The following is a 25,166-nucleotide window of genomic DNA, read 5'->3' on the forward strand; positions in this document are numbered from 1 at the left end:
GCCCCGCGGGACGTGCGCTCCTCCGCCTCAGGCCGCCTTGCGCTCCTTGAGGAACCGGAAGAACTCCACACCCTCGCGCAGGCGGCGCTTCATCATCTCCGGGCTGCGCACCATCTCGCCGACGATCGAGGCGATCTTCGGGGCGCGGAAGTAGAAGCGCCGGTAGAAATCCTCCACCGAGTGGAAAATCTCGCCATGGCTCAGATGCGGGTAGTGCAGCGGCGCGATCTGCACGCCCTTCTCATCCACCAGCTCGGCATGGTCCGCGTCCAGCCAGCCATTCTCCACCGCCTGATTGTACAGGAAGGTGCCCGGATAGGGGGCGGCCAGCGACACCTGGATGGTGTGCGGGTTGATCTCGGTGGCGAAGCGGATGGTCTCCTGGATCGTCTCCTTGGTCTCGCCCGGCAGGCCCAGGATGAAGGTGCCGTGGATCTGGATCCCGAGCTCGTGGCAGTCCTTGGTGAACTGCTTGGCGACCTCGATCCGCATGCCCTTCTTGATGTTGAACAGGATCTGCTGGTTGCCGGATTCATAGCCGACCAGGAGGAGGCGCAGGCCGTTGTCGCGCATCACCTTCAGGGTCTCGCGCGGCACGTTGGCCTTGGCGTTGCACGACCAGGTGATGCCGAGCTTGCCGAGCTCGCGGGCGATCGCCTCGGCCCGCGGCAGGTCGTCGGTGAAGGTGTCGTCGTCGAAGAAGAACTCGCGGATCTGCGGCATCGTCTGCTTCGCCCAGCGGATCTCGTCGATCACATGGCCGACGCTGCGGGTGCGGTAGCGGTGCCCGCCCACGGTCTGCGGCCACAGGCAGAAGGTGCAGCGCGACTTGCAGCCGCGGCCGGTGTAGATCGACAGATACGGGTGCTTCAGATAGCCGATGAAATAGTCTTCGATCACCAGGTCGCGGTGGTAGACCGGGCTGACGAAGGGCAGCGAATCCATGTTCTCGAGGATCGCGCGCTCCGGGTTGTGCACCACCACGCCCTCGGCGTTGCGGTACGTCAGCCCGTCGATCTTCGACAGGTCGCGGCCATCGGCGACCTCCTTGATGGTGAAGTCGAACTCGTTGCGGGCGACGAAGTCGATCAGCGGCGACCCGGCCATGCTGCCGTTCGGGTCGACCGCCACCTTGGCGCCGACCAGGCCGGCCTTCAGGTTCGGGTTCACCGCCTTCAGCGCCTCGATCATCTTCACGTCGGAGGCGAAGGACGGGGTCGAGGTGTGCAGGACGGCGAGGTCGTAATCCTTGGCCTGCGCGGCGACCGCGGCCGGGCTGGTGCGCGACGGCGGGCCGTCGATCAGCTTCGAGCCCTCGACCAGCGCCGCCGGCTGGGCCAGCCAGGTCGGGTACCAGAAGGACTTGATCTCGCGCTTGGCCTGGTAGCGTGACCCGGCGCCGCCGTCGAAACCGTCGAAGGAGGGCGCCTGCAGGAACAACGTCTTCATCGTCATGGGGAGGGTGGCCTTCGATCCGTCACCAAGGTGCCGTCTGGTACGAGTTGATACAGATGGCCCCGCCAGTTCACGCCGGAGCCGAGATAGCTCACGACGAAAACCGCAAAGGCCAGCAGGTCGCGCGCCGGAATCAACCAAGTGGGGCGCGGCGGCAGAGAGTAGGCGCGTTCGAAGCGGATGCACAAGGCGATCCGCCCGAGCAGCGCCAGCCCGGCCACCGCCAGGGCCGGCCAGCCGCCGCCCAGCGCCCAGGCGATCAGGGCCAGGGGCAGGGGGTGGGTGACCAGCGATCCGGCATAGCCGAGCGGGTCGATGCTCTTGATGGTGCGGGCCCAGCGCAGCTCATGCGCCCACAGGCTGGTGGCCGAGGCCTCGCTGCACAGATGGCCGATCAGCTGGGTGGAGACCGCGACCTTGCGGCCGGCGGCCCACACCGCGGCGCCGATCGCATGGTCCTCGGCCAGCAGGTCGGCGAAGGCCTTGAGGCCGCCGATCTCGGCCAGCATGTCGCGGCCCATGACGATGGTGGTGCCGATGCAGGGCCGCGCCAGGCGCAGGCCCAGCCCGACGATCACGCTCGGGGTGAAATGCGTGTCCATGCCCAGGCCGATCAGCCGCGACCATACGCCGCCGGTCGGCACCCCGTGATACAGGCAGGTAACGCAGCCGACTCCGGGGGCCCGCAGCTCCGCCACCATCTGCCGCAGATGGTCGGCCGGCACCCGCACGTCGCTGTCGGAGAACACCACGACCTCGTGGCGGATCCGCTCCGCCATGTTGATCAGGTTGGAGACTTTCCGATTCGAGCCGTGCCGGCGCGGATCGACGACCAGCTCCAGCACCGCCTGCGGGAAGGCGCGGCGCAGCTGCTCCACCACCACGATCGCCGGGTCGCGCGGATCGGCGACGCCGAGCAGGATCTGCACCGGTCCGGGATAGTCCTGGGCGCAGAACGAGGCCAGGTTCTCGAACAGCCCGGGCTCGACGCCGTGCAGCGGCTTGATCACGGTGATCGACGGGAAGGCGCCGGGGGCGGGCGGGCGCCGCTTGGCGTGGCGGCCGGTCAGCAGGATGGCCGCGCCCAGGTAGAGACACCCGAACACCGCCAGGACCAGGACCGCGATCGCCAGGACATGCACCATACGTTCCGTGCCCGCGCTTGCCGCCCATCCGGACTCGGGACAGGCCGCCATCGTCCGGGAAGGACGATGCGCAAGCTAGGCGGCCGGGCCGATTTAGGGAAACCCAAAATTGCCACAGTCGTAAGGCGGGCTTCGGACAGCCCTCTTGAGTCCCCCCTCCCCTCGCGGGAGGCGGTTAGGGGGAGGGGGTCTCTCGGCCGACCCGGCTTAGTTGGTGGCGACCTTGTAATCCGGCAGCGCCCCGAGGTCGCCCTTGAAGACGAAGGCCGGGCGGCCCTTCAGCAGCACCGGCTCCAGCTGGCCGTAATCGGCCGCGACCAGCCGGCCGCCGACGCCCAGCGTGCCGCCGATGCGGATGATCGCCAGCAGCACCTGGCCGTTCGGCGCGATCACGAAATCGGCGACCTCGCCGATCGGGCGCTGGGCCGAATCGAGCACGTCGGACCGGATCAGCCGGGTCGCCAGCGAGCCGTGGGTCGGGTCCTGCGGGTTGGCGATGGCCTCGTCGATCGCCTTGGCGGTGTCCTCATAGCCCTGCTGCACGCGGCGGCCGGCCTGGTCCAGCGCCTTGCCGGCCTGGCCCAGCAGCTCCTGCATGTCCTGGGCGGAAGCCGGGCCGGCCAGCAGGAGGGCGGCGGCGACGGTCACGGGCAGGCGGAATGAACGCATGACTTTTCTCCAGTCTCGCGGTCGCGGAGGTGCAGACCGAGATAAGGGTCCGAGGCGGGAAGTTATTCCTCAAATGCGGCAGGAACCAGGGCGTTCGCTGCGCCGTCACTCCGGCGCGGATCTGCCCTCCAACCAGTCGATCCGGTCCATCGCCCGGTCGGCCAGGCAGCGGCTGCCCGCGGCCTCGCCCGCCAGCCGCGCGGCGACCACGCAGTCGCTCTCGGCGAAGCGGGACCATTGCTGCTGCGCCGGCAGGAAGGCCTTGCGCCACCGGGCGGCGAAGGCATCGTCGACCGGCGGGTTGTCGGCCAGCTCGGCGGCGAAGGCCTTCAGCTTGCCGGCGTAGATCCGGTGCAGGGTCTCGAACGGGTCGTCCGGGTCCAGCGCGCCGTTGTCGGTGTCGGACAGCGGCAGCACCGACTCGGGGTCGTGGTTATAGAAGCCATTATAGTCGACCCGCAGGCTGACCCGCCGCTCGCCCGCGGCGGCCGACGGCCAGGTCAGCAGCAGGAAGCTGTCGGTGCCGCGGGTCTCCAGGATGCGGTAGGCATAGCGGGCGACCGGCGCGCCGTTCTCGGCGATGGTCACGGCATAGCAGCCGGACGCAGCCTCGCCGATCCCGGGCTGGCCGCTGTCGCACTGCCCCTCCGGGCGCAGCACGCCGACGCCGCTGTCGTCGACCAGGCGCAGCAGCACATCGGTCCGGTCCGGCGCCAGCTTCGCCGACAGCGCCTCCAGCGTCAGCACCTGCTCCGCTTGCGCCGGCAGGGCCGGGAGGAGGAGCACGGCCAGCAGGGACGCAGCCCGCCTCATGGTCTGGCCTCGGCCAGGCTGTGCTGCAGCGCCGCCAGCTGGTCGAGCCGGACCACCGTGTGCAGCGTCCGGCACTGGTCCGCCTCCTCCGAGGTCGTGGACAGGGGCGCCGCGCAATCCGCCTGCTTGAGCGCGATCCAGTCCCGCTCGGCCTGGACGATCAGCTGCCTCAGCTCGGCGTCGTCCGCGACCTTCGGGCTCGAGATCACGCCGTCATAGATCGCGTTCAGCCGCCGGTCCTGGAAGGCGTAGAGCGGCGCCCAGGGGTTGTCCGCGTCGGCGAAGGCGTCGCCGGGGATGCCCTCCATGGCGACCTCCGCCGGGCGGTTGCGCACCACCTCGTCCCCCAGCTTGAAGGAGATGTCGATCCGCAGCGTCCGGGCGACGGGACTCTCGACCGGCGTGCGGTAGCGCAGCGCCAGGGTGGCGGTGGTGCCGCGGTTGAGCATCAGGTCGTAGGACAGGCCGCCGACGGGCTTGCCGTTCTCGGTCAGCGCGATCCGGTAGCAGCCGATCGCCTGCGGGTCGTCGGTGCGGGCATAGCCACTGCCGTCGCAGCCTTCCGCATCGATCGGCAGGGCGCTCGGGTCCAGCCCGTCGCCGGTGACCATCAGCACCAGGGCGACGTCGTTCTTCGCCCCGCTCCGCGCCGCGATCACCTGGGCGTCGAGCGACGGTGCCTCGGCCGCCGCGGCCAGCGCCGGACAGACCAGGGCCAGCGCGACGGCGGTCACCCTCATCACGTCCCGTCAAGCCTCAGGCGACGCTGCGCGGCCGCGGCGTATCGCCGACATTATCGAGATCCGGCGCCTGGCCGTAGCTCATGCGGCGCATCTGCTCGATCACCTGCGCCATCTGGGTCTCGGTCAGCCGCGGCGGCTCGCCGATCGCCAGGGCGTGGACATACATCTTCGCCAGCACCTCGACCTCGGTGGCCCGCCAAAGCGCCTGGGCGAAGCTGTCCGCCAGCACGATCAGCCCGTGATGACCCAAGAGGCAGGCGGTGCGGCCCTCCAGCGCCGTCAGCGCATGGTCCGACAGCTCCTGCGTGCCGAAGCAGGCATAGGGCGAGCAGCGGATGTCGATGCCGCCGGCCACCGCGACCATGTAGTGGAAGCAGGGGATGCCCTTCTCATGCACCGCCAGCGTGGTCGAGAACACCGAATGGGTGTGCAGCACGACGTTGATATCAGTGCGATTCTTGAGGATGTCGCGGTGGAAGCGCCATTCCGAGGACGGCATGCGGCGGCCCTCATAGCTGGCGTCGAAGGCCATCTCGACGATGTCCTCGGGCTGCATCTGGGCGTAGGGCAGGCTGGTCGGGGTGACCAGCATGCCGCCCTCGATCCGGTGCGACACGTTGCCGGAGGTGCCCTGGTTCAGCCCGCTGGCGTTCATCTCGCGGCAGGTGTCGATGATGCCTTGCCGCAGGGCGAGATGGGTGAGCGCGGACATAGGGGTTTCCTCGGCTGGGTTGGTTGGTGGGCGGCGATACGTCCGATCTATAGCGCCGGGACGCCGGGCGCGCCAGCCAGCGTCCGCCAGCGCCCAGCATAGGCGGCGAGGCCGGGCAGGGTGAGCGCGGCGGCCGGCTGCAGCGGCACGGCAGGCACGGATCGGCCCTGGTTGCGGGCCCACAGCAGCGCCGCGCCGATGGCACTGCCGTCCGATTCGGCCGAGGTTTCGACCCGGTCGCCCGGCCGCAGCGCCGCCAGCAGCGGCGCGAAGATCGGGTTGGCGGCGACCCCACCATCGACGATCACACGGCCGCGCGCCTCCAGCAGGTCCAGCGCCGTGGCGCAGCTCAGCGCGGTGTACAGCGTCGCCAGCGCGGCGCGGCCGGCCGGTCCCGCCGGCGCCGGGCCGGTGATCTCGCCGCGCCCGGCCCGGCCGGGGAACAGCCCGTCGCCCTCGGCGAAGCCCGGCAGCGCCATGGTGCCGGCGGCGACCAGGGCGGCGAGGTCGGCGGCGGTCGCCTCGGCTGGGTCCGGGCCGGCGATCCGCTCCCACTCCCGGCCGCCCATATGCAGGGTGCAGCCGATCGGCCGGCCGTCGACATCGACATTGGCGACCATGCCGCGGCGCTGGTCCAGCCGGTCCAGCGGCAGCCCCGGCCGGAAGCCGATGATCCAGGTGCCGGTCGACAGCAGCGGTACGTCGCCGAGGCCTGCGGCCAGGAAGCGGTGGTAGTTGGCGTTGCTGTCATGCACGCCGCACAGCAAAGCGAGATCCGGCGGCAGCCCGTGCGCGGCGGCGAAGTCGGGCCGGATCGTGCCCAGCACGTCCCAGGCGTTGCGGCGCGGCGGGATCAGCCGGTCCCAGCCGCGGCGCCGGACGATGGCGGTGAAGCCGGCCGCCGCCGGGTTCCACAGATGGGTCTGGGCCGCCAGGGTGGTGATCTCGCTGGCCGGCACGCCGCCCAGCCGCCAGGCGAAATACTGCGGTAGGGTCAGCAGCCAGCGGGCGCGGGCGAAGCCGTCCGGGAAGTCGCGCTCCAGCCACAGCATCTGCTTGGCCAGGCGATGCGCGCCGGGGTCGACCAGGCAGCCGGTCTCGGCGAAATCAGGCCCCTCGGCGGCATAGGCCGCGTCCAGCCAGCCGGGCGCCGCGGCCTCGTAATCCATCATCGGCAGCACCGGGCCGGACTCGTCGACCAGCACGCCGCTGGTGCCGTAGCCGGTGGCGACGAAGGCGGCCAGACGGTGGCGGCGGGCCAGCTCGCCCAGCGCGCCCAGCAACCAGGCCTCGATCGCCGCCAGGTCGACATGCAGGTAGGGCAGGCCCGGCCGCGACAGGTTGCGGGTGCGCACTGCCTCCAGCACTGCCCCCTCCGGCGTGGCCGCGAGCAGCTTCAGATTGGTCTTGCCGACATCGAGCACCGCGACGACGGACATGCGCGTCCTATTCCACCATCGACCAGGCGAAGGGCTCGCCGCGCGCCAAGTCCCGCGCGGCGCGGCGGCCCAGCATCTCCGGCAGGTGCTTCGGCGCCAGGCCGTAGCCCGGGCGGATCGACCGGACATTGGCCTCGGTCAGCGTCTCGCCGGCCTTGACGTCCTGGGTGACGTAGAGCGAGCGGCGATAGACGATGTTGCCGGCCTCGGAGCCTTTCAGGTCGTAGCGGATGGCGCCCAGCGCGGCCCAGGCCGCCTTGCAGTCCTCGACCAGCCGGGTGAACTCCGCCGGCTCCAGCGAGAAGGCTGAATCCGGGCCGCCATCGGCGCGGGCCAGGGTGAAGTGCTTCTCGATCACCGACCCGCCCAGCGCCACCGCGGTGACCGAGGCGGCGGTGCCCATGGTGTGGTCGGACAGCCCGCTGATCACGCCGAAGGTCTCGGCCAGGTTCGGGATGGTGCGCAGGTTGGCGTCCTCCATCGGCGCCGGATAGGCGCTGATGCAGTGCAGCACCACCAGCCCGTCGGCGCCGCCCTTGCGCGCGGTGTTGATCACCTCCTGGATCTCGCCGAGATTGGCGAGGCCGGTGGAGATGATCATCGGCTTCCGCTTGCTGGCGATGTATTCGACCAGCGGCAGGTCCACCACCTCGAAGGACGCGACCTTGTAGGCCGGGGCGCCCAGCCCCTCCAGCAGGTCGACCGCGGTCTTGTCGAACGGACTGGAGAACACGGTGATGCCCAGCTCGCGCCCCTTGGCGAACAGCGCCTCGTGCCAGTCCCAGGGGGTCGAGGCTTCCTGGTACAGATCGTACAGGCGCTGGCCGTCCCACAGCCCGCCCTTGATCCGGAACTGGTCGCCGTCATGGTCCAGGGTGATGGTGTCGGCGGTGTAGGTCTGCAGCTTCACCGCATCGGCGCCGGTGGCCTTCGCCGCCTCCATCATCCGCAACGCCCGGGCCAGCTCGCCATTGTGGTTGCCCGACAGCTCGCAGATCACATAGGGCGGGTGATCGGGCCCGATCCGGCGGCCGGCGATGGAAATCTCCTGCATGCGGGCGACCCCGGTATGGCTTGCTGAAACGGCGCCAGTTGAGCCCAGGCTGGTCCGAAGGTCCAGTCCCTCGTCAGTGCGGCGTCACCAGCTTCAGCCCGATGATCCCGGCGACGATCAGGCCGATGCAGGCCAGCCGGGCGAGATCGGCCGATTCGCCGAACAGGTAGATGCCGAGGATGGCGGTGCCGACCGCGCCGACGCCGGTCCACACCGCATAGGCGGTGCCGATCGGCAGCGTCTTCAGCGCCAGGCCCAGCAGCACCAGGCTGACGATCATCGCCGCCGCGGTCGCCAGGCTGGGCCACAGGCGCGAGAAGCCCTCGGTGTATTTCAGGCCGATCGCCCAGCCGATCTCGAACACCCCGGCGATGATCAGGATCACCCAAGCCATGGCGGCACCTCCTTGAAAGTCAGGATGTCGGGCGTGCTCATGGTTCGAGGCCATACCGACCAGCCGGTATAGTCGCAATCCGCTGGCGAGGCATGGCGGCCATGCCATGATGCCCTCATGGCCCATCGCAACCGCGTCACGCCCTTCGGCGAGATCGTCGCCGACCCCGCCCGCGGCACCATGCTGGGCAATCGCGGCGTGATCCACGATGCCGAGGGCCGCATCCGCCGGCCCTGGTCGACCACCCGCTGGATGTGCTGCCGGCTGGCGTTCAAGGGGTGGTGGCGGCCGGTAATGCAGCCGAACCGCTGGACCCATCTGTTCTTCCTGGACGAGGCGGTGGCGATCGCCGCCGGGCACCGGCCCTGCGCCGAATGCCGGCGCGAGGCCTACAATGCCTGGCGCGCCGCCTGGGCCCGGGCCGAGGGGCTGGCCGTGCCGCCGCTGGCCGACGCCATGGACCGGGTGCTGCATCCCGCCCGGATCGACCCCGCCACCCGCCGCCAGCGCGTGGTGCCGCACCCGGCGGCGGACCTGCCGCACGGGGCGATGGTGACGCTGCCCGACGATCCCGGCGGCGCCTGGCTGGTGCTGGGCGACGGGCTGCGCCGCTGGGCGCTCTCGGGCTACGGTGAGGGCCGCGCCCGGCCCTCCGGCCAAGTCGGCCTACTGACCCCGCTGCCAAGCGTCGCCGTCCTCGCCGCCGGCTACCGGCCCGAGCTGCATCCGTCGGCCGCTTAGTCCGGCTCCCCGGCCTCGGCCGCCACCGCCGTGAGCCAGCGGCGGATCACGGCCTCCTCCTCCGGCGACAGCCCGGCGGCCAAGGCCCGTTCCAGCACCTGCACCCGCTCGCGGCAGCGGGCCAGCAGCGCTTGGCCGCCATCGGTGATCTCCAGGGTCTGAATCCGGCCATGCACCGGGTGCGGCCGTCGTGCCACCGACCCGGCGCGCTCCAGATTGGCGACGATGACGCTGACCGTCTGCGGCGTCAGCAGGGTCAGCCGCGCCAGGTCGGCGCCGGACAGGCCGGGATAGGCCGCGACCATGGTCATGATGGTGAATTGCGGCGGCGTCACCTCCAGATCGGCCAGCGCGCGCTCCATCCGCAGCCGATAGGTGCCGCTGGCCTGGCGCAGCAGATAGCCGAAATACCCGGCCTCGCCCCGCTTGCCCTCGCCCGGGCGCGGGATCGCCGGGCCCTCGCCGCGCTTGACCATAGTGTCAGAGCTCTTATAAGTTATTCGTGCTCTGATATTATCCCGAGTCTCCCGAAAGAGCCATCGCCATGACGGTCGCCGCCGAATTCGTGGATCTTCGCCCCGTCGAGGACGAGGCCGCCGTCGCCGCTTGCTGGCCGCTGATGCGGCAGTTGCGGCCGCATCTGGAGTCGGAGGCCGAGCTCGTGGCGCGCTGGCGCTTCCAGGCCGCGGCCGGATACCGGCTGGTGGCGCTGTGGCGCGGCACCAAACCCATCGCGCTGGCCGGCTTTCGGGTGCAGGAGAACCTGGTCTACGGTCCGCATCTCTATGTCGACGACCTGGTCACCGACGAGGCCGAACGCAGCGGTGGCCATGGCGCCCGGCTGATGGACTGGCTGGCGGAGGAGGGAAAGGCCTTCGGCTGCGCCCGGCTGGTGCTGGACACGCCGCTGACCAATGTGCTGGGCCACCGCTTCTACTACCGCTGTGGCCTGCTCGCCGGCGCGCTGCGCTTCGGTCTGAAGCTGGCCTGAGACCAGGAGGATACGATGCCGTCCAGGATCTTTCTCGCCGGCGCCGGCGGTGCCGTCGGCCGCCGCCTGGTGCCGCTGCTGCGCGATGCCGGGCACCAGGTTTTCGGCACCACCCGCGACCCGGCCAAGGCCGAGGCGCTGCGGCGGCTCGGCGCCGAGCCGGTGGTGGTCGACGTGTTCGACACCCTGGCGCTGTACCGCGCCGTCACGGCAGCGCGGCCGGAGGTGGTGATCCACCAGCTGACCGACCTGCCACCCGGCCTCGACCCCGCGCGCATGGCCGAGGCCGCGCCGCGCAACGCCCGGATCCGCAGCGAGGGCACGCGCAACCTGGTCGCCGCGGCGCGGGAGGCCGGCGCCCGCCGACTGATCGCCCAGAGCATCGCCTGGGTCTACCGGCCGGGCACGCCGCCCTATGGCGAGGATCATCCGCTCGACCGGTCGCCCGACAACCCGCGGCGGGTCAGCATCGACGGCGTGGCGGCGCTGGAGACGCAGGTGCTGCACACGCCGCCGTTTGAGGGCGTCGTGCTGCGCTACGGCCAATTCTACGGCCCGGGCACCGGCGTCGATGCGCCGCCGGCGCTGGGCTCGGTGCATGTCGACGCCGCAGCGCAGGCGGCGCTGCTGGCGGTTGACCGCGGCCGGCGCGGCATCTTCAACATCGCCGAGCCGGGTGGCCCGGCCCTGGTCGAGAAGGCGGTGCGCGAGCTCGGCTGGGACGCCGGGTTCCGCGCCCCTGGCTGATCCCGTCGGAGGAAACCATGTCCGCTTTGCATCCCGGCCCGCAGCCGATGCGGCTGATGCTGCTGGTGGCCGGCGGCGCGGCCGTGATCGTGGCCGCGACGGTGTGGGGGAGCCGGCCGGCCGTTGGTCCCGCCGCTCCGGCGATGCCGGCCCATGTCCATGCCCAGGCCGAAGCCGGTGCAACACCCGGCACCCGGCCGGCGACGGTGGTGAAGCCGTTGTCCTGCGAGGCGCTGCCGAACGTGCCCGGCAAGTCGATCACCACCGTCACGGTCGACTTCCCCCCCGGTGCCTACACCCCGGCGCACCGCCATCCCGGCTCGGTCACCGCCTTCGTGATCCGGGGCGCGGTGCGATCGCAGCTCGCCGGCGGCCCGCCGCAGATCTTCGGTCCGGGCACCACCTGGTTCGAGCCGCCGGGGGTGCTGCATCTCTTCGCCGAGAACGCCAGCGCCACCGAGCCGGCGCAGATCCTCGCCGTCTTCGTCGCCGACGATAATTGCGGTCCGCTGGTCATCCCGGAGAAATAAGCCGCCGGATGGCCGTCAGCTTCGACAACGCCTCCCGGACGGACGGCTGCTCATCGACGATGATGACGAGCGGTTGCTCCGCTTCCTCCGCTGCGGCGATGCCGGTGCCGATCTCCGCAGGAGCGGCTGGTCAGTCTGCATGACCCTCCCTGTCTCGTTTGCGTAAGGCGTCGCCGACGGCCTTGAGCAGCACCTTGGCGTCGAAGGGTTTGCGGAAGAACCCGCCGATGCCCCGGGCTCGGTCCTGATCCGCGATTTCGTGGCGGCCGGTGGTCAGAAACACTGGCAGTTCCGGACGCACCTTCCTGACCAGATCTCGAAGCTCGAAGCCGTCCATGCCGGGCATCCCGACGTCGGTGATCAGCAGGTCCAGGCCCGACAGCCCGCTGATCAGCAGCGAACCGGCCGACGAGAAGCTGCGGGAAGCGTAGCCCGCGGACTCCAGAAGCTCCTCCAGCGACTCCAGCAGCCTCGGATCGTCATCGACGATTGCCACGACGGATCTAGGCTCGCTCACGCTCGGCTCCTTCCGCTCGGCGCGAATGCGTAACCAGCATGTCCAGCCTCTCGGCGATCCCCATGAGATCGGCGGCGGCAACGGGCGCGGTTCGCCATTCCAGGGATATCCAGCAGCTCCCCGAGCTGGCTCGGGCTCATCCCGGCTCGCCTGCCGCCAGCGGCAGCGTGAAGGCGACGGTCGCCCCGCATGTCTCGTTGCTGGCGGTCCAGAGACGGCCGCCATGCGCTTCGATGATCGAACGGCAGATGGGCAGCCCCATGCCCATGCCATCCTGCTTGGTCGTGAAGAACGGCTCGAAGACGCGCTCGGGATCCTTGAACCCCGTCCCGGCGTCGCGAACCTCGATGCGGATCGCGTTGGCGCCCTCGCAGCAGGAGTGGATCTGAAGCAAGCGCGCGCCGTCAACCACGGCGTCCATCGCCTCGACCCCGTTGCGGATCAGATTGACCAGCACCTGCTGCACCTGGACCCGATCGAGCGCGACCGGCGGCAGCTCCGGCTCGAGAGCCGTCTTGACACGGATGCCCTTCGCCGCGATCTCGTCGGCCATCAGCCGGCAGACCTCACCGATCAGCCGGTTGACGTCTTCCGGCGACCTGGCGTGCGGTGTGCGGCGGAACAAGGCACGGACGTGGCTGATGACATCCGCGGCCGCGTTGGCGTCACGGGTGATGCGTTCGGCGGTGATCTTCGCGCGTTCGAGATTTGGAGGCTCGGCGGACAGCCAGCGGTGGCAGGCGTGGGAATTGGCGACGATCGCCGCCAGCGGTTGGTTCACCTCATGCGCGATCGAGGCCGACAGCTCGGCCAGGCTTGCCGCCTGGGTCGCCCGCGCCAGCTTGTCGGAGGCGCGACGCAACGCATCTTCGGCATGCAGCCGGTCGTCGATGTCGTGGCACAGGCCGTACCATTGGACGATGCGCCCGCCCTGATCCCGCATCGGCTCCGCGCTGCCCTCCATCCAGCGGTAGACGCCATCCGACCGACGCAGGCGATACTTCATCGAGAAGCTCTCGCCGGTGATGAAGCAGCGATTAAGCGCTTGACCCAGGCCGGCGGCATCATCGGGATGGACCGCGGCCGCGATGAAGGCTCCCAACCGGCTCGTGCCGGGCATGTCCGCATCCACGAGATCGAGGCCGAGAAAATCTATCAGGCGCTTGTTGAGGAAGTTCGGCTCGCCCTCCGGCGTCAGCCGCCACAGGTAGATCGGGACCATGTCGACGAATTGTGAGAGCTCCCGCTCCCGGTCGCGCAACCCCTCCCGTGCACGCACCTCATCGTCGATATCGAGAGAAACCCCGTACCATTGCACGATCGCTCCGCTTTGATCGCGCCGGGGCTCCACCCGGCACTCCGCCCAGCGATAGGCGCCATCCTTTTCACGCCAGCGAAACCGCATCAGGCCGGCGCCGCCGGTTGTGGACGTGTCCTGCAGCACGCGCATCACCTCAGGGGCGTCTTCGGGGTGAACCAGCTCCTGCAGCAGCGTGTCGATGCGCGGCTCCTCGACATCCATAAGGTGCGGAACGACCGAATGGAGGTGGTCCCGGTATCTCTTGTTGAAGTAGACCGGCCCGCCTGTGGACGTCGCGCTCCAGATGCGGATCGGCACGGCGTCCATCGTTTCCTGAAGCTGCTGCTTGCCCTGACGAAGCGCTTCTTCCACCTGCATCTGATCGTCAATGTCGTGACACAGGCCGTACCATTGGATGATGCGTCCATCCTGGTCCCGCATTGCTTCCGCACGGCTCGACATCCAGCGATACACGCCGTCGGCACGGCGCAGCCGATACCTCATGGCAAAGGGCTCGCCGGTCTGCAGGCAACGGCCGAGCGCGTCCGCGAACGCCGCCGCGTCGTCCGGATGGACCGTGGCCTCGATCATCGCCGCCAGCCGGGTCATTCCCGGCTTATCCGTATCGGCCACGTCCAGGCCGAGAAAATCCACCATGCGCTTGTTGAAGAAGGTCGGCTCACCGTCGGGCTGCAGACGCCAGACGTGGCTCGGGACCATGTCCACGAGGTGCGAGAGCTCCCGCTCCCGGTCGCGCAATGCCGCGACGGTCCTCTCATGGACGTCGATGTCGATCGCCAGGCCCTGCTGGGAAGGAACTGCAACCATGATCCGCTGCTCCCGCCGGACAAAGAACGCCAGCGGCCGTCAACGCTCCGTCCGGCACGTGTCCCCGCTTTCCGGACCGACGAGGTCGCAGGCCATTCTGATCTTGCCATAGCCACGGCCGCACCACATGGAAATCCATGCATCGCCCGGAGATGCGGCTGGTACGGCGTTCCTTCTCCCTTCTCCTCGCTCCGGCCATGAATCCGCCACCGGCTGCGCTAGAATGGCGGGATGACGACGGCTCGGGGCATTTGGCGAAAGATCGCGATCGGGGCGGGGGCGGGCATCGCCCTCGCCGCGCTGCTCGTTTGCACCGCGCTCTGGCTCGACGCGCGCTACCCGCCGGCGCTCGACCGCTATCTCGACCGCTCGGCCATCGTGCTTGACAAGGATGGGCAACTGCTGCGCGCCTTCACCGCCCGCGACGGCAGCTGGCGGCTGCAGGCGACGGTCGACGACGTGTCGCCGCTCTACCTCGCCTTGCTGCAGGTCTATGAGGACAAGCGCTTCTACCGGCATCTCGGCGTCGATCCGCTGTCGACCGCGCGCGCTTTCGGCCAGATGGTCCGGCATGGCGGCGTCGTCTCCGGCGCCTCGACCCTGACCATGCAGGCGGTGCGGCTGCTGGAGCCGCGGCCGCGCACCCTCGGCTCCAAGCTGATCGAGATGGCGCGGGCGCTGCAGCTCGAGGCTCATTACTCCAAGGACGAGATCCTTGGCATCTACCTTACTTTGGCGCCGTTCGGCGGCAATCTCGAAGGCGTGCGGGCGGCCTCGCTGGCTTATTTCGGCAAGGAGCCGAAGCTGCTGACCCCCGGCGAGGCGGCGCTGCTGGTGGCGCTGCCGCAATCACCCACAAGGCTGCGGCCCGACCGTTTCCCCAAGGCGGCGCGGGCGGCGCGCGACCGGGTGCTGCTGCGCGTCGCCGCGGCCGGAGCGCTGGACCCCGAGGCGGCGCGCGAGGCGACCGAGCAGCCGGCCCCCGCCGCCCGGCAGCCGCTGCCGTTCCGGGCGCCGCATCTGGCCGAACGGCTGCTGGCCGAGGACCGCGGCCGCGAGGTGCTGCGCAGCACCATCGACGGCCGGCTGCAGGCGGGGCTGGAGGAGCTGGCCGGCCGGTCGCTCCGAGGCCTCGACGCCAGCAGCAACCTGGCGGCGGTGGTGGTGGAGAACGCGACCGGGCGGGTGGCCGGCTATCTCGGTTCCGGGACCTTCTTCGAGGAGCGGCGCGACGGCCAGATGGACCTCGCCCGCGCCGTGCGCTCGCCCGGCTCGGCGCTGAAGCCCTTCATCTTCGGCATGGGCTTCGAGGACCGGATCATCCTGCCGGAAACGGTGGTGCTGGACCTGCCGATGCGCTTCGGCGACTACGCGCCGACCAATTTCGACCCCGGCTATTCCGGCGAGGTCTCGGTCCGCGAGGCCTTGCAGCGCTCATTGAACATCCCGGCGGTGCAGATGCTGGACCATGTCGGCCCGGCCCGCTTCGCCGCCAGGCTGCGCCAGGCCGGCGCGCCGCTGCGCTTCGACGACCCGACGGTGCTGCCCAGCCTGGCCGTGGCGCTGGGCGGCGGCGGCACCACGCTGCTCGACCTCGTCCGCCTCTATGCCGGCATCGCCCGCGGCGGCATCCTGCCGGACCTGGTCTGGCGCGCCGACGCCCCGCCCTCGGGCCATGACGGGCCGCACATCCTTGACCCCTCCGCCGCCTGGTACGTCACCGATATCCTCGCCTCGGCGCCGCCGCCGGTGGCAATGGCCGATCCCGGGCTGACGCGCGACGGCCGCCGCATCGCCTTCAAGACCGGCACCTCCTACGGCTTCCGCGATGCCTGGGCGATCGGCTTCGACGCCGAGCACACGATCGGCGTGTGGGTCGGCCGGCCCGATGGGTCGCCCAGCCCCGACCGCTTTGGCCGCAACACCGCGGCGCCGCTGCTGTTCCGCGCCTTCGCCCTGCTGCCGCCGCCGGCCCGCGACGTGGTAGGCCAGGCGCCGTCCGGCACGCCGGTGCTGCGGGCGGAAGACCTGCCGCCACGGTTGAAGCGGCTGGCCGCCGGGCCCGTCACGCTGGCGCCGCTGCCGTCGCTGGCCGGGCTCGAGCCGCTGGCCATCGCCTTCCCGGCCGATGGTGCGGCGGTGGAACGGCCGCAGGACGGCGACCGCTTCGGCTCGCTGTCCCTGGTCGCCATCGGCGGGCGCCGGCCGTTCCTGTGGATGGTCGACGGAAGGCCGATCCCGTCCTCGCCCTTGAAGCGCGACGCCGACTGGACGCCGCCGGGGCCGGGCGCGGCGCAGATCACCGTGATCGACGCGACCGGCGCCACTGCCACTGCCCGGGTGTGGCTGCGCTGAGGTAGCCGTCCCGCCGCTGCTGCGCGAATTCCTATCGACAGCTCTGCGTCCTGACCATGGATCGGTCCTTTGCACCGGTCGGTCATTAACCATATAGTAAGTTACCTTACAGTCAGGTCACTTAGTCCATGAGCGAGATCAAGCCCCTCGTCAGCCTCTACACCCTGATCAAGGATCTCGATCAACTGCTGCGCCGCCGCTTCGACGAGCGGGTGCGGGCGGCCGGTCTCGACCTGACCCGGCCGCAATACCGGGTGCTGATCATGCTCGACCGCAATCCCGGCATCACCCAGGCGCGGCTGGCGGAGCTGCTCGACGTCGAGAAGATGACCGTCACCGGCCTGATCGACCGGATGGAGACCCGGGGCTGGGTCGAGCGCCGGCGGGACCCGAACGACCGGCGCGCCCATTCGCTGCATCTGCTGCCGCCCGCCCGGCCGATCGTCGACCAGCTCGAGGCCCTGATCGCGCAGTGGCAGGACGATTACAGCGCCCGGCTGCCGGCAGAGGTCATGGCCCGGCTGATCGGCGACCTGCAGATCCTCAAGACCAAGCTGACCTGTGACCCCGATGAACCGGCGGCCGATGCCGCCAAGCGGTGCTGAGATGCCGGACGGAAGCAACGACACCACCCTGAAGCCCTCGCTGCAGGCGAGCGACGCCCCGCCGCCGATCGCGCTGCCGGCCAGGCCGCGCCGGCACGGGCTGCGCCTTGTGCTGCTGGCCGGCGTGCCGCTGGTGATCGCGGTGGTGGGCGTGGCTCTCTATGCCATGGGCGGCCGCTACGCCGGCACCGACAACGCTTATGTCCATGCCGACACGGTGTCGATCGCGCCCGAGGTCTCGGGCCGGCTGGTCGGCATCGACGTCGCCACCAACCAGCCGGTCCAGGCCGGCCAGGTGCTGTTCCGGATCGACGACCGCGCCCCGCGCTACGCGCTGGAGCAGGCCGAGGCCGACATGCGCCAATCCGCCTTCGACTTCCAGGGCATCAAGGCCAATCTGGTGGAGCAGCAGGCGGTGCTGGAGCAGTCCCGCACCACCCAGGACTATCGCCAGAAAGACCATGACCGGATCGCCGCGCTGGCGAAGAACGGCAACGCCTCGCAATCCGCCCTCGACGACACCCGCCAGGCGCTCGATGTGGCGAAGAGCAATGTCGACGTCGCCCAGTCGCAGATCGGCATGACCCTGGCCAAGCTGGGCGGCAACCCCGATCTGACGCTGGACCAGTACCCGCCCTACCGCCAGGCCCAGGCCCGACGCGACCAGGCGCAGCTCGACCTCGACCACACCCAGGTCAAGGCGCCGTTCCCCGGCATCGCCGCCAAGGCCGATGCGGTGCTGCCCGGCGCCTATGTCACCGCCGGGTCGCCGGTGCTGGCGATCGTCCGCTCCGACAAGGTCTGGATCGACGCCAACCTGAACGAGACCGACCTGACCAACGTCAAGGTCGGCCAGCCGGTCGAGGTCACGGTCGACACCTATCCGGGCGTTACCTGGACCGGCCGCGTCGACAGCCTCAGCCCGGCCAGCGGCGCCGAGTTCTCGCTGCTGCCGCCGCAGAACTCCAGCGGCAACTGGGTCAAGGTCACCCAGCGCATCCCGGTCCGCGTCCTGGTCGACACCGCCGGCAAGCCGCAGCTGCGCGCCGGCATGAGCACCGAGGTCGCGATCGACACCGGCCATGCCCGCGGCCTGCCCTTCCTCGGAGGCACGGCGTTCGGAGCGCAGTGAGATGGCAGCCCCCGGCGACAGCGTCCCCCATCGCGGGATGATCACGGTCTGCGTGATGCTGGCCACCATCATGCAGGCGCTGGACACCACCATCGCCAACATCGCCCTGCCCTACATGCAAGGCAATCTCGGCGCCAACCAGGACCAGATCAACTGGGTCCTGACCTCCTACATCGTCGCCGCGGCGATCATGACGCCGGTCACCGGCGCCCTGGTCAGCCGGATCGGCCGCAAGAACCTGTTCGTGATCTCCGTGATCGGCTTCGTCGGCGCCTCGGTGCTGTGCGGCCTGGCCCAGAACGTCACCGAGATCGTCGGCTTCCGGCTGCTGCAGGGCGTGTTCGGCGCGCCGCTGGTGCCGCTGTCCCAGGCCACGGTGATCGACATCAACCCGCCGGAGCGGCGCGGCCAGGCCATGGCGATCTGGGGCGTCGGCGTCATGGTCGGGCCGATCCTGGGCCCCGTGCTCGGCGGCTGGCTGACCGACCACTATTCCTGGCGCTGGGTGTTCTACATCAACGTGCCGATCGGCGCCCTGGCGCTGGCCGGCGTGCTGGTCTTCATGCCGGACACCGGCAAGCAGGCGGCCAAGCGCTTCGACTGGCTCGGCTTCGCCTTCCTCAGCCTCGGCATCGGCGCGCTGCAGATGATGCTCGACCGCGGCCAGGACCAGGACTGGTTCAACTCGCTCGAGATCATCATCGAGCTGGTGCTGGCGGCGCTCGGCTTCTACCTCTTCGTCGTGCATCTGCTGACGGCGGAGGCGCCCTTCGTCCGGCCGGCGCTGTTCACCGACCGCAACTTCGTGGTCGCCATGGTGGTGATGGCGATCGTCGGGTCGCTGTACTACTCGATCATGGCCCTGGCGACGCCGTTCCTGCAGACCATGCTGGGCTATCCGGTGGTGACGGCCGGGCTGGTGATGGGCCCGCGCGGCATCGGCACCATGGTGGCGATGATGGTGGTCGGCCGCCTGATCGGCAAGGTCGACACCCGCCTGCTGCTGCTGCTGGGCCTGGGCATGATCATCGGCTCGCTATGGCGGATGAGCGGCTACAATCTCGACATCTCCTCGACCGAGTTCATGATCGACGGGCTGGTACAGGGCGCCGGGCTGGGCCTGGTCTTCGTGCCGCTGTCGACCATGGCCTTCTCGACCCTGCCGCGGCTGTTCCTCGACGAGGGCGCCGGCATCTACAGCGTGTCGCGCAACCTCGGCAGCTCGATCGGCATCTCGGTCGTTACCGCGCTCCTGACCCGCAACATCCAGACCAACCACCAGCTGCTGGGCGAGCACGTCACCGCCTTCAGCCCGGCGGTGCAGCAGCTGCCGGACATGATGTCGCCGGGCACCCTGACCGGCCGCGCCATGATCGACCAGGTGGTCAACCAGCAGGCGACGCTGATCGCCTATATCGACGACTTCAAGCTGCTGATGGTGCTGGCGATCGCGGCGATCCCGCTGCTGATCCTGCTGCGCAAGCCCAAGCGCGGCACCGCCGCGCCGGCGGTGCAGGTGCACGCGGACTGACGGCCGCCCATCTCGCAGGACTGGCCTCCCATCGTCGTGCCGGGTATGTAGGTTCGGTCGGCACGGCGATGGAGGGGCTGATGGGACCAGGTACGGGAACGCCTTATGCGATCCGCATGGCCGACCGCAAGGAGGCTGAAGCGGTTGTCATCAGCGTCGAGGATCTGGCCAGGACGCTGATCGACGCGGACAACTCTCTGAAGACCGTGACGCGCAAGGCGCTTGACCTGTCGGGCGTCATCCCCTTGCTGCGGGACGCCACGTCGGGCGTGCAACTGCTGCGGGAGTTGGGACTGAACGGGAGATACTATACCAAAGGGAGATCAACGGTCGGACCTATGTGACCTTCAGGGGCTATGCGGGCCTGCGCAAGGTGCTCGGCGCCAGCCGCTATCTGACCACGAATCCGAAGGTGGTCGCCTACGGCCTGACCCAAGTGGCACGGGCGGCAGGGGCCGCGGTGAACGTCGTCATCACCATCGTCGTCCTGGTGCCGATGGAGATCATCCGCTATCTGATGGGGGAGCAGACGCTCAGCCAGGTCTTCGGCAACGTCCTGACCGGAACCATGGTCGCGGCCCTGTCCAGCGCCGTCGCTTTCGGCGTCGCGTCCATCCCCGCGCTGACAATTCTCCCGGCTGTGACGGTCGTCGGCATTACGATCGTCGTCGACTTGGTCGTCGGCAAGGTGCTGGGTGACTTGGCGGACGCCTTCAACATCTCAGGTTCCATTGCGATGGCGCTCGATCGGGCCTTCCAGCAGATGGCTGAGGAGGAGGCGCGGAAAGCCCGCGGTCAGCGTATTCTCGGGCAATTCTATCATGACAACCCGGGGTTCAACTCCGGCCCGTGGCGTGGCCTTCTGGGGCCGAGGTGGTGACGGACAATGGCCTCCTCTCGTGCCGAGTCGGGTATCAGGAAGCCGTGGATCTCCATCCCGGCTTTGCTTTTGTTGGACGCTCTCGGCCTCTTCACGTTCGGTTGGGCCGTCTACAGGCTCCAGGAGGCCGATGCGGGCCTGACGCAACGCGCCGATTTGCTGGACATCATGAATCCCGGCGGCTTCATCATGCTGCTCGGCCTCGGTTTTCCGGCCGCGCACACCATCGGTTGGCTGGCCATTCGGGCGCATCGTCGACGGAAGCCCGTGCTCGGGCTGCGGGAAAAACAATGGTGGCTGCTCCTGACGGTGCTGATCTTCGGTGCGATCCCTTTGTCTTGGGTCGCCGACTGGACGATCGGCACTCCGTTGCGAGAACGAGCTGCGGCGGCCGGCTACATCGAATGCGACAGCGTCTTTGACCGGCTGAGGCCGAACCGAGCCAGTGCGACCTACGCGCTGTCGGCTGATCTGTGCCGCAAGGCGGGGTTCAAGCGCAGCCGGATTGAGCCGGACTTCGACACCCCGCGCCCGTCGGGTTGAGGGGACTTGATGACGAGCGGCGGCGGCTTCCTTGCCCGTCTGGCGTCCTGGCACGTCCATCCGGGGGCCAAGGTTCCCTGGTGGATTGTCCCCGCATGGCTTCTGCTGGATGCGCTCGGGTTCCTTTGTTTCGGCTGGGTCATCTCCAACCTTTGGGAGGCCGATATCCGATTGGCCATGCATGCCGACGTGGTGAAGATCATGCCGGCTGTCGCCATCGTCATCCTGTCGTTGCCCGCCTTGTTTCCCGTAGTCCATGTCATCGCCGTCGTCGTCAATGTGGGACGACGGCGCCCACGGCGAAGGCCGGTGCTCGGACTGAAGGAAAACCAATGGTGGCGGATCATGGCGATCCTGGCCTCGGCCTGGTTTCTCATCGCCGTGGCTTATCGCCTGGACGACCGGCTCTCCCCTGCACGCGCGGGCCCTGGCGTCCGGCTATATCGATTGCCACAGCATCTTCGAGCCGACGAGTTCGGGGCGCGGGGGAGAATCTCCCCCGACCTACGTCGTTTCGGCGGATCTATGCCTCAAGGCCGGGTTCCGGCGTAGTCGGAACCGGACCGGATCCTGACACGCCGCGGCCGCGATCCGGCTCGTGATCGATCTGTGTCTGAGGAGTTCCTGGCCGGCGCGGTCAATACTGCAGCCGGGTCGGTCGGTCGGTGTACAGACGCTGGTGGCGTTCGCTGGCCTCCGCCCAGCTCGTCGGCATCCGGTAGCCCTCCAGCAGGAATTCGTCTACCGCCACCCGCATCTGCCGGGCGCAGATTTCGGCCGGGACGCGACCGACGCCGGTTCCCATGCCGGGGAAGGCGATGGTCCGCAGGCATTCCGATAGGCGTTCCCCGGTCGGAGCGGTGCCGTTCCGGGCCAGCAGCAGCACGGCGCGGGTCGCCAGATAGGGATTGACCGTCTCCGGCCCCAGCACCATCGGCACCCGCATGGTCGGCGCGGCGATCAGGAAGGGCTGGGCGGAGTCGTCGGTCTCGACCACCGCGGCGCCGCCGATCAGCAGTTCGCCATGGTGCCGGTCCAGGATCAGGCGGCGGAGCCGGGTCTGGACCTCGACCCCGAACCGGTCGACATACAGCGCGTCGATGCCGCCATCCATGAAGCCGAAGCTGTTCGCCGGGCTGACCACGGCGTCGCAGGCGACGTCGAAGATCGAGCCGCGGTGGACATCGACGTCGCCGAGACCTGCGAAGGCCTTCTCCCAGGCGTCGGCGAGCTGGTTCTCCGTCGCGGCCAGGACGATCTTCATCGCGGACCCCTTGGGCAGTGTTGCTTGGTAATATAGGACGGCAGGAGGCGACGATGACCGTCAAGATCTGGATCTCGCTGAGCGACGACCAGGAAGCCTATGCCCGTGGTCTCGTCGACAGCGGGCAGTCCCCGAGTCTCAGCGCGGTTTTCCGGCGCGGACTCGACATGCTGCGGCGCGACAGCGAGATGCATGAGGTGGAACTTCAGGCTCTCCGATCGCTGATCGATCAGCGTCGGGCAGGTCCGTTCGTCGACCTCGACCAGGGCGAAGCGGCGACCAGAACGTTTCTGACTTCGAAGCGCGCCCGGCCAGCTTGAGCAATAACCGAACTAAAATCTGTCATGCCCGGGCTTGACCCGGGCATCCAGAGAGCATCGACATCTTCTGGATTGCCGGGTCAAGCCCGGCAATGACAACAAGGGGAGAATCCTTTCAGATTGCTGCTTCTGTTCCCCTCCTACCCATTGAACACCAGCCGGTACTTGGCAAAGCCGTCGCCGGCATCGCCCGCCGGCTCGATGGTCAGGCCGGTCGGCACCGACTGGGCGGCGGCGGGGGCGCCGGGGAAGGTGACGACCACCGACTTCGGCAGCGACGCGAAGCTCCAGTTGCCGTCGGCGGTCGGGTCGATCCGGCCCTGCTCGTGGATGAAGCGCACCAGCACGTCGCGGTTGGTGTCCGGCGCCTCGACCACGATGTTCTTGCCGTCGAGCCCCGGGAAGCTGCCGCCGCCCCCGGCGCGGTAGTTGTTGGTGACGACGACGAACTCCTGCGTCTCGTCGATCGGCTTGTCCTGGAACCGAAGATCGACGATGCGGTGCGAATCCGGCGCCACCAGCTTGCCGTCGCCGTCGTAGCGCGAGGGCCGGGTCAGGTCGATCTTGTATGTCACCCCGTCGATCACGTCGAAATTATAGGACGGGAAGCCGGGGTCGATCAGCGGCTGCTCCTCGGTCTTCGCCGGGTCGATCCGGTTGAAGATGCCGGCCGACCGCTCCAGCCACTCGCGCACGATGGCGCCGGAGATGCGCACCGCCCGGACCGTGTTCGGATACAGATACAGGTCGGCGACGTTCTTGATCGCGATCGGCCCGGCCGGGACGCTGGTGTAATAGTCCGGCCCGCCGCGGCCGCCGGCCTTGAACGGCGCCGCGGCCGACAGCAGCGGCAGCCCCGCCGCCGGGGTGCCGGCCAGCAGCGGTGCGACATACCAGAGCTGGGCCTGGCTGACGATCTGCACCGACGGGTCGTCAGCCACCAGGGCGAAGTAGCTGGTGATCGGGGCCGAGATCTCGCCCACCGGCTGGCGCACATAGGCCAGGGTGGCGTCATGCTCCGGCTGCGCTGCCGCGAGGATCTCCGGCTTCGACTCGACCAGCGGCGTCACCTTGCGGTCCTTGCGCTGGTAGATCGGCCGCGCCTCGGATTTGAAGGCCGCGACCTTCCAGGCGGCGCCGTCGCGCTCCAGCTCCAGGTCGATGATGCCGAGATGGCTGCCCCAGAACCCGGCCATCACCGCCGGGACGCCGTGCAGCGTGCCGCGCTCGGCGTCGACGCCGTCGATGCCGGCGAAGTCCGGGCCGGGGAACACCAGGTGCTGGTGGCCGGTCAGGATCACGTCGATGCCCGGCACCTCGGCCAGGAACAGGGCCGCGTTCTCCTCGCCGCCCTCGCGCTTGCCGCCGGCGATGCCGGAATGGCACAGCGCCACCACCAGCTCGGCGCCCGCCTTGCGCAGCTCGGGGACATAGCGCTTCGCCGCATCGACGATATCGGTGGCGGTGACATGGCCGTCGAGATGGCCCTGGTCCCATTGCATGATCTGCGGCGGCACGAAGCCGATGACGCCGATCTTCACCGGCACCGCGGCACCGGCATCGTCCTTCAGGCTGCGCTCCAGGATCTTGTACGGCGGCAGATAGGGGCTGCCGTCGGTCTTCAGCAGGTTGGCGCAGACCAGGGGGAAGTTCGCTCCCTGCATCATCGCCTTGCCGAGATAGTCGAGCCCGTAGTTGAACTCGTGGTTGCCCATGGTGCCGCAGTCATAGGCCAACAGGGTCATGGCCTTGACGATCGGGTGCACCGCGCCGCCGTCCAGGCCGCGCTGATAGGCGATGTAGTCGCCCATCGGGTTGCCCTGGATCACGTCGCCATTGTCGAACAGCAGGACGTTGCCGGCCTCGGCCCGGGCGGCGGCCAGTACCGCGGCGGTGCGGGCCAGGCCCATCGTGTCGTCGCCCTTGTCGCGGTAGTAGTCATAGGGGAAGACGGCGACATGCAGGTCCGTCGTTTCCAGGATCCGCAGCTTCAGCTTCGGCGCCGCGGCGCGCAGCGCGGCCGGGGCCAGGCCGATCGCGGCGGCTGCGACGCCCGCCTTCAGGGTGGTGCGGCGGGTGAGGTCGGGCATGCGGCGCTCCTGCGGCTGGGACGCGGCAGTCTAGAGCGAAGCCGGTGACGCTTCCTAGAGGATGGCGAGGTCCAGCCGGTGCTGCTCGCCCTGGGCGCGACCGGGCCGCACCGGGCGGGGCGTGGGCCGCCTCGCCCGGCCGCCGTGGTCAGCTGGTGGTGGTGTCGTCGGTCGGCGCGTCCGGGCCGTTCTTCTTGATCGACTCGATGGCGTTCTTGGCCGAGGCCTTGCTGGAGTAGCCCTCGGTCGAGAAGATCGTCTCGGAGTTGTACTTGAACCGCACCCGGAACTCGCCGGCCTTGTCCTTGTAAATCTCGAACTTGTGCGCCATGGGTCGTCCCCTCCGGGATTGAGACATTCGCCCGGCA

Annotated in this window: 28 protein-coding genes; 13 read left to right on the plus strand and 15 right to left on the minus strand. The window is 69.3% G+C overall.

The window, feature by feature from the left end:
- Positions 1 to 27: 27 nt before the first annotated feature.
- The 9 genes from hpnJ to sugE all read right to left on the minus strand — a co-directional run bounded on the left by hpnJ (position 28) and on the right by sugE (position 8,424).
- A complete protein-coding gene (hpnJ, locus tag QFZ27_RS06475) occupies positions 28 to 1,455 on the minus strand; it encodes a hopanoid biosynthesis associated radical SAM protein HpnJ (protein WP_429225273.1) in 1,428 nt (475 codons plus the stop codon).
- Positions 1,452 to 2,600: a bacteriohopanetetrol glucosamine biosynthesis glycosyltransferase HpnI gene (gene hpnI, locus QFZ27_RS06480; protein ID WP_429225274.1), complete on the minus strand. Its 1,149-nt coding sequence runs from the start codon at positions 2,598 to 2,600 to the stop codon at positions 1,452 to 1,454. The genes hpnJ and hpnI overlap by 4 nt, the downstream gene beginning before the upstream one ends.
- A 207-nt stretch (positions 2,601 to 2,807) precedes the next feature.
- Positions 2,808 to 3,269 (minus strand): PRC-barrel domain-containing protein, encoded by a 462-nt coding sequence (locus QFZ27_RS06485; RefSeq protein WP_429225275.1) that lies wholly within the window; start codon positions 3,267 to 3,269, stop codon positions 2,808 to 2,810.
- 105 nt (positions 3,270 to 3,374) lie between these two features.
- Positions 3,375 to 4,082, minus strand: coding sequence for a hypothetical protein (locus tag QFZ27_RS06490; protein WP_429225276.1), 708 nt, complete (start codon positions 4,080 to 4,082; stop codon positions 3,375 to 3,377).
- Positions 4,079 to 4,822 (minus strand): lysozyme inhibitor LprI family protein, encoded by a 744-nt coding sequence (locus QFZ27_RS06495; RefSeq protein WP_429225277.1) that lies wholly within the window; start codon positions 4,820 to 4,822, stop codon positions 4,079 to 4,081. The genes QFZ27_RS06490 and QFZ27_RS06495 overlap by 4 nt, the downstream gene beginning before the upstream one ends.
- Before the next feature lie 16 nt (positions 4,823 to 4,838).
- The gene (locus QFZ27_RS06500; protein ID WP_429225278.1) at positions 4,839 to 5,537 is read right to left on the minus strand and encodes a class II aldolase/adducin family protein; all 699 of its coding nucleotides are present in this window, start codon (positions 5,535 to 5,537) and stop codon (positions 4,839 to 4,841) included.
- A 47-nt stretch (positions 5,538 to 5,584) separates the two neighbouring features.
- Positions 5,585 to 6,976, minus strand: a complete 1,392-nt coding sequence (locus QFZ27_RS06505) for an FGGY-family carbohydrate kinase (protein WP_429225279.1) — start codon at positions 6,974 to 6,976, stop codon at positions 5,585 to 5,587.
- Positions 6,977 to 6,983: 7 nt separating this feature from the next.
- Positions 6,984 to 8,030: a pseudaminic acid synthase gene (gene pseI / locus QFZ27_RS06510; protein ID WP_429225280.1), complete on the minus strand. Its 1,047-nt coding sequence runs from the start codon at positions 8,028 to 8,030 to the stop codon at positions 6,984 to 6,986.
- Positions 8,031 to 8,103: 73 nt separating this feature from the next.
- Positions 8,104 to 8,424, minus strand: a complete 321-nt coding sequence (gene sugE, locus QFZ27_RS06515) for a quaternary ammonium compound efflux SMR transporter SugE (protein WP_429225281.1) — start codon at positions 8,422 to 8,424, stop codon at positions 8,104 to 8,106.
- A gap of 117 nt (positions 8,425 to 8,541) precedes the next feature.
- On the opposite strand from sugE, the gene QFZ27_RS06520 reads away from it, so the two are divergent.
- Complete coding sequence (locus QFZ27_RS06520; protein ID WP_429225282.1) at positions 8,542 to 9,165, plus strand: hypothetical protein; 624 nt, start codon at positions 8,542 to 8,544, stop codon at positions 9,163 to 9,165.
- Here QFZ27_RS06520 and QFZ27_RS06525 read toward each other — a convergent pair.
- Entirely contained in the window at positions 9,162 to 9,641 is a 480-nt protein-coding gene (locus QFZ27_RS06525; RefSeq protein WP_429225283.1) for a MarR family winged helix-turn-helix transcriptional regulator, read from the minus strand. The two genes, QFZ27_RS06520 and QFZ27_RS06525, sit on opposite strands and share 4 nt — an antisense overlap.
- A 68-nt stretch (positions 9,642 to 9,709) precedes the next feature.
- On the opposite strand from QFZ27_RS06525, the gene QFZ27_RS06530 reads away from it, so the two are divergent.
- The 3 genes from QFZ27_RS06530 to QFZ27_RS06540 are packed head-to-tail and all read left to right on the plus strand — an operon-like array spanning position 9,710 to position 11,433.
- Positions 9,710 to 10,156 (plus strand): GNAT family N-acetyltransferase, encoded by a 447-nt coding sequence (locus tag QFZ27_RS06530; RefSeq protein ID WP_429225284.1) that lies wholly within the window; start codon positions 9,710 to 9,712, stop codon positions 10,154 to 10,156.
- A gap of 15 nt (positions 10,157 to 10,171) precedes the next feature.
- A complete protein-coding gene (locus tag QFZ27_RS06535) occupies positions 10,172 to 10,903 on the plus strand; it encodes an NAD-dependent epimerase/dehydratase family protein (protein ID WP_429225285.1) in 732 nt (243 codons plus the stop codon).
- Between the two features lie 17 nt (positions 10,904 to 10,920).
- Positions 10,921 to 11,433: a cupin domain-containing protein gene (locus QFZ27_RS06540; RefSeq protein ID WP_429225286.1), complete on the plus strand. Its 513-nt coding sequence runs from the start codon at positions 10,921 to 10,923 to the stop codon at positions 11,431 to 11,433.
- A gap of 130 nt (positions 11,434 to 11,563) precedes the next feature.
- Here the strand turns inward: QFZ27_RS06540 and QFZ27_RS06545 are convergent, their stop codons facing one another.
- A complete protein-coding gene (locus QFZ27_RS06545) occupies positions 11,564 to 11,950 on the minus strand; it encodes a response regulator (RefSeq protein ID WP_429225287.1) in 387 nt (128 codons plus the stop codon).
- A 136-nt stretch (positions 11,951 to 12,086) separates the two neighbouring features.
- Positions 12,087 to 14,078 (minus strand): PAS domain-containing sensor histidine kinase, encoded by a 1,992-nt coding sequence (locus QFZ27_RS06550; protein ID WP_429225288.1) that lies wholly within the window; start codon positions 14,076 to 14,078, stop codon positions 12,087 to 12,089.
- A 231-nt stretch (positions 14,079 to 14,309) separates the two neighbouring features.
- Here QFZ27_RS06550 and pbpC point away from each other — a divergent pair, with 231 nt between their 5' ends.
- The 8 genes from pbpC to QFZ27_RS06590 all read left to right on the plus strand — a co-directional run bounded on the left by pbpC (position 14,310) and on the right by QFZ27_RS06590 (position 21,676).
- On the plus strand, positions 14,310 to 16,433 hold the full coding sequence (pbpC, locus tag QFZ27_RS06555) for a penicillin-binding protein 1C (RefSeq protein WP_429225289.1): 2,124 nt from the start codon (positions 14,310 to 14,312) through the stop codon (positions 16,431 to 16,433).
- A 128-nt stretch (positions 16,434 to 16,561) separates the two neighbouring features.
- Complete coding sequence (locus tag QFZ27_RS06560; RefSeq protein WP_429225290.1) at positions 16,562 to 17,038, plus strand: MarR family winged helix-turn-helix transcriptional regulator; 477 nt, start codon at positions 16,562 to 16,564, stop codon at positions 17,036 to 17,038.
- A gap of 1 nt (position 17,039) precedes the next feature.
- Positions 17,040 to 18,170 carry an HlyD family secretion protein gene (locus QFZ27_RS06565; protein WP_429225291.1) on the plus strand — a complete coding sequence of 377 codons (1,131 nt, stop codon included), beginning with the start codon at positions 17,040 to 17,042 and terminating at the stop codon, positions 18,168 to 18,170.
- Position 18,171: 1 nt separating this feature from the next.
- Positions 18,172 to 19,701, plus strand: a complete 1,530-nt coding sequence (locus QFZ27_RS06570; protein WP_429225292.1) for a DHA2 family efflux MFS transporter permease subunit — start codon at positions 18,172 to 18,174, stop codon at positions 19,699 to 19,701.
- 116 nt (positions 19,702 to 19,817) lie between these two features.
- The gene (locus QFZ27_RS06575; RefSeq protein WP_429225293.1) at positions 19,818 to 20,045 is read left to right on the plus strand and encodes a hypothetical protein; all 228 of its coding nucleotides are present in this window, start codon (positions 19,818 to 19,820) and stop codon (positions 20,043 to 20,045) included.
- Positions 20,042 to 20,581, plus strand: coding sequence for a hypothetical protein (locus QFZ27_RS06580; RefSeq protein WP_429225294.1), 540 nt, complete (start codon positions 20,042 to 20,044; stop codon positions 20,579 to 20,581). The genes QFZ27_RS06575 and QFZ27_RS06580 overlap by 4 nt, the downstream gene beginning before the upstream one ends.
- Positions 20,582 to 20,587: 6 nt before the next feature.
- Positions 20,588 to 21,124 carry a hypothetical protein gene (locus tag QFZ27_RS06585; protein ID WP_429225295.1) on the plus strand — a complete coding sequence of 179 codons (537 nt, stop codon included), beginning with the start codon at positions 20,588 to 20,590 and terminating at the stop codon, positions 21,122 to 21,124.
- Positions 21,125 to 21,133: 9 nt separating this feature from the next.
- Entirely contained in the window at positions 21,134 to 21,676 is a 543-nt protein-coding gene (locus tag QFZ27_RS06590; RefSeq protein WP_429225296.1) for a hypothetical protein, read from the plus strand.
- Positions 21,677 to 21,761: 85 nt separating this feature from the next.
- Here QFZ27_RS06590 and QFZ27_RS06595 read toward each other — a convergent pair whose 3' ends face one another.
- Positions 21,762 to 22,388: a macro domain-containing protein gene (locus QFZ27_RS06595; protein ID WP_429225297.1), complete on the minus strand. Its 627-nt coding sequence runs from the start codon at positions 22,386 to 22,388 to the stop codon at positions 21,762 to 21,764.
- A gap of 53 nt (positions 22,389 to 22,441) precedes the next feature.
- Between QFZ27_RS06595 and QFZ27_RS06600 the strand changes: the two genes are divergently transcribed.
- Positions 22,442 to 22,708: a ribbon-helix-helix domain-containing protein gene (locus QFZ27_RS06600; protein ID WP_429225298.1), complete on the plus strand. Its 267-nt coding sequence runs from the start codon at positions 22,442 to 22,444 to the stop codon at positions 22,706 to 22,708.
- Between the two features lie 140 nt (positions 22,709 to 22,848).
- Here QFZ27_RS06600 and QFZ27_RS06605 read toward each other — a convergent pair whose 3' ends face one another.
- Positions 22,849 to 24,798, minus strand: coding sequence for a bifunctional 2',3'-cyclic-nucleotide 2'-phosphodiesterase/3'-nucleotidase (locus tag QFZ27_RS06605; protein ID WP_429225299.1), 1,950 nt, complete (start codon positions 24,796 to 24,798; stop codon positions 22,849 to 22,851).
- Between the two features lie 148 nt (positions 24,799 to 24,946).
- Positions 24,947 to 25,129, minus strand: coding sequence for a YegP family protein (locus tag QFZ27_RS06610; protein WP_429225300.1), 183 nt, complete (start codon positions 25,127 to 25,129; stop codon positions 24,947 to 24,949).
- Positions 25,130 to 25,166 lie beyond the last annotated feature (37 nt).

The organism is Inquilinus ginsengisoli (genome assembly GCF_050434925.1).
Classification (GTDB): Bacteria; Pseudomonadota; Alphaproteobacteria; order DSM-16000; family Inquilinaceae; genus Inquilinus; species Inquilinus ginsengisoli_B.

Coding starts and splice junctions, on each gene's coding strand:
- hpnJ (WP_429225273.1), bottom strand. CDS start 1,455: ATGACGATGAAGACGTTGTTCCTGCAGGCGCCCTCCTTCGACGGTTTC.
- hpnI (WP_429225274.1), bottom strand. CDS start 2,600: ATGGTGCATGTCCTGGCGATCGCGGTCCTGGTCCTGGCGGTGTTCGGG.
- QFZ27_RS06485 (WP_429225275.1), bottom strand. CDS start 3,269: ATGCGTTCATTCCGCCTGCCCGTGACCGTCGCCGCCGCCCTCCTGCTG.
- QFZ27_RS06490 (WP_429225276.1), bottom strand. CDS start 4,082: ATGAGGCGGGCTGCGTCCCTGCTGGCCGTGCTCCTCCTCCCGGCCCTG.
- QFZ27_RS06495 (WP_429225277.1), bottom strand. CDS start 4,822: ATGAGGGTGACCGCCGTCGCGCTGGCCCTGGTCTGTCCGGCGCTGGCC.
- QFZ27_RS06500 (WP_429225278.1), bottom strand. CDS start 5,537: ATGTCCGCGCTCACCCATCTCGCCCTGCGGCAAGGCATCATCGACACC.
- QFZ27_RS06505 (WP_429225279.1), bottom strand. CDS start 6,976: ATGTCCGTCGTCGCGGTGCTCGATGTCGGCAAGACCAATCTGAAGCTG.
- pseI (WP_429225280.1), bottom strand. CDS start 8,030: ATGCAGGAGATTTCCATCGCCGGCCGCCGGATCGGGCCCGATCACCCG.
- sugE (WP_429225281.1), bottom strand. CDS start 8,424: ATGGCTTGGGTGATCCTGATCATCGCCGGGGTGTTCGAGATCGGCTGG.
- QFZ27_RS06520 (WP_429225282.1), top strand. CDS start 8,542: ATGGCCCATCGCAACCGCGTCACGCCCTTCGGCGAGATCGTCGCCGAC.
- QFZ27_RS06525 (WP_429225283.1), bottom strand. CDS start 9,641: ATGGTCAAGCGCGGCGAGGGCCCGGCGATCCCGCGCCCGGGCGAGGGC.
- QFZ27_RS06530 (WP_429225284.1), top strand. CDS start 9,710: ATGACGGTCGCCGCCGAATTCGTGGATCTTCGCCCCGTCGAGGACGAG.
- QFZ27_RS06535 (WP_429225285.1), top strand. CDS start 10,172: ATGCCGTCCAGGATCTTTCTCGCCGGCGCCGGCGGTGCCGTCGGCCGC.
- QFZ27_RS06540 (WP_429225286.1), top strand. CDS start 10,921: ATGTCCGCTTTGCATCCCGGCCCGCAGCCGATGCGGCTGATGCTGCTG.
- QFZ27_RS06550 (WP_429225288.1), bottom strand. CDS start 14,078: ATGGTTGCAGTTCCTTCCCAGCAGGGCCTGGCGATCGACATCGACGTC.
- pbpC (WP_429225289.1), top strand. CDS start 14,310: ATGACGACGGCTCGGGGCATTTGGCGAAAGATCGCGATCGGGGCGGGG.
- QFZ27_RS06560 (WP_429225290.1), top strand. CDS start 16,562: ATGAGCGAGATCAAGCCCCTCGTCAGCCTCTACACCCTGATCAAGGAT.
- QFZ27_RS06565 (WP_429225291.1), top strand. CDS start 17,040: ATGCCGGACGGAAGCAACGACACCACCCTGAAGCCCTCGCTGCAGGCG.
- QFZ27_RS06570 (WP_429225292.1), top strand. CDS start 18,172: ATGGCAGCCCCCGGCGACAGCGTCCCCCATCGCGGGATGATCACGGTC.
- QFZ27_RS06575 (WP_429225293.1), top strand. CDS start 19,818: ATGGCCGACCGCAAGGAGGCTGAAGCGGTTGTCATCAGCGTCGAGGAT.
- QFZ27_RS06585 (WP_429225295.1), top strand. CDS start 20,588: ATGGCCTCCTCTCGTGCCGAGTCGGGTATCAGGAAGCCGTGGATCTCC.
- QFZ27_RS06590 (WP_429225296.1), top strand. CDS start 21,134: ATGACGAGCGGCGGCGGCTTCCTTGCCCGTCTGGCGTCCTGGCACGTC.
- QFZ27_RS06595 (WP_429225297.1), bottom strand. CDS start 22,388: ATGAAGATCGTCCTGGCCGCGACGGAGAACCAGCTCGCCGACGCCTGG.
- QFZ27_RS06600 (WP_429225298.1), top strand. CDS start 22,442: ATGACCGTCAAGATCTGGATCTCGCTGAGCGACGACCAGGAAGCCTAT.
- QFZ27_RS06605 (WP_429225299.1), bottom strand. CDS start 24,798: ATGCCCGACCTCACCCGCCGCACCACCCTGAAGGCGGGCGTCGCAGCC.
- QFZ27_RS06610 (WP_429225300.1), bottom strand. CDS start 25,129: ATGGCGCACAAGTTCGAGATTTACAAGGACAAGGCCGGCGAGTTCCGG.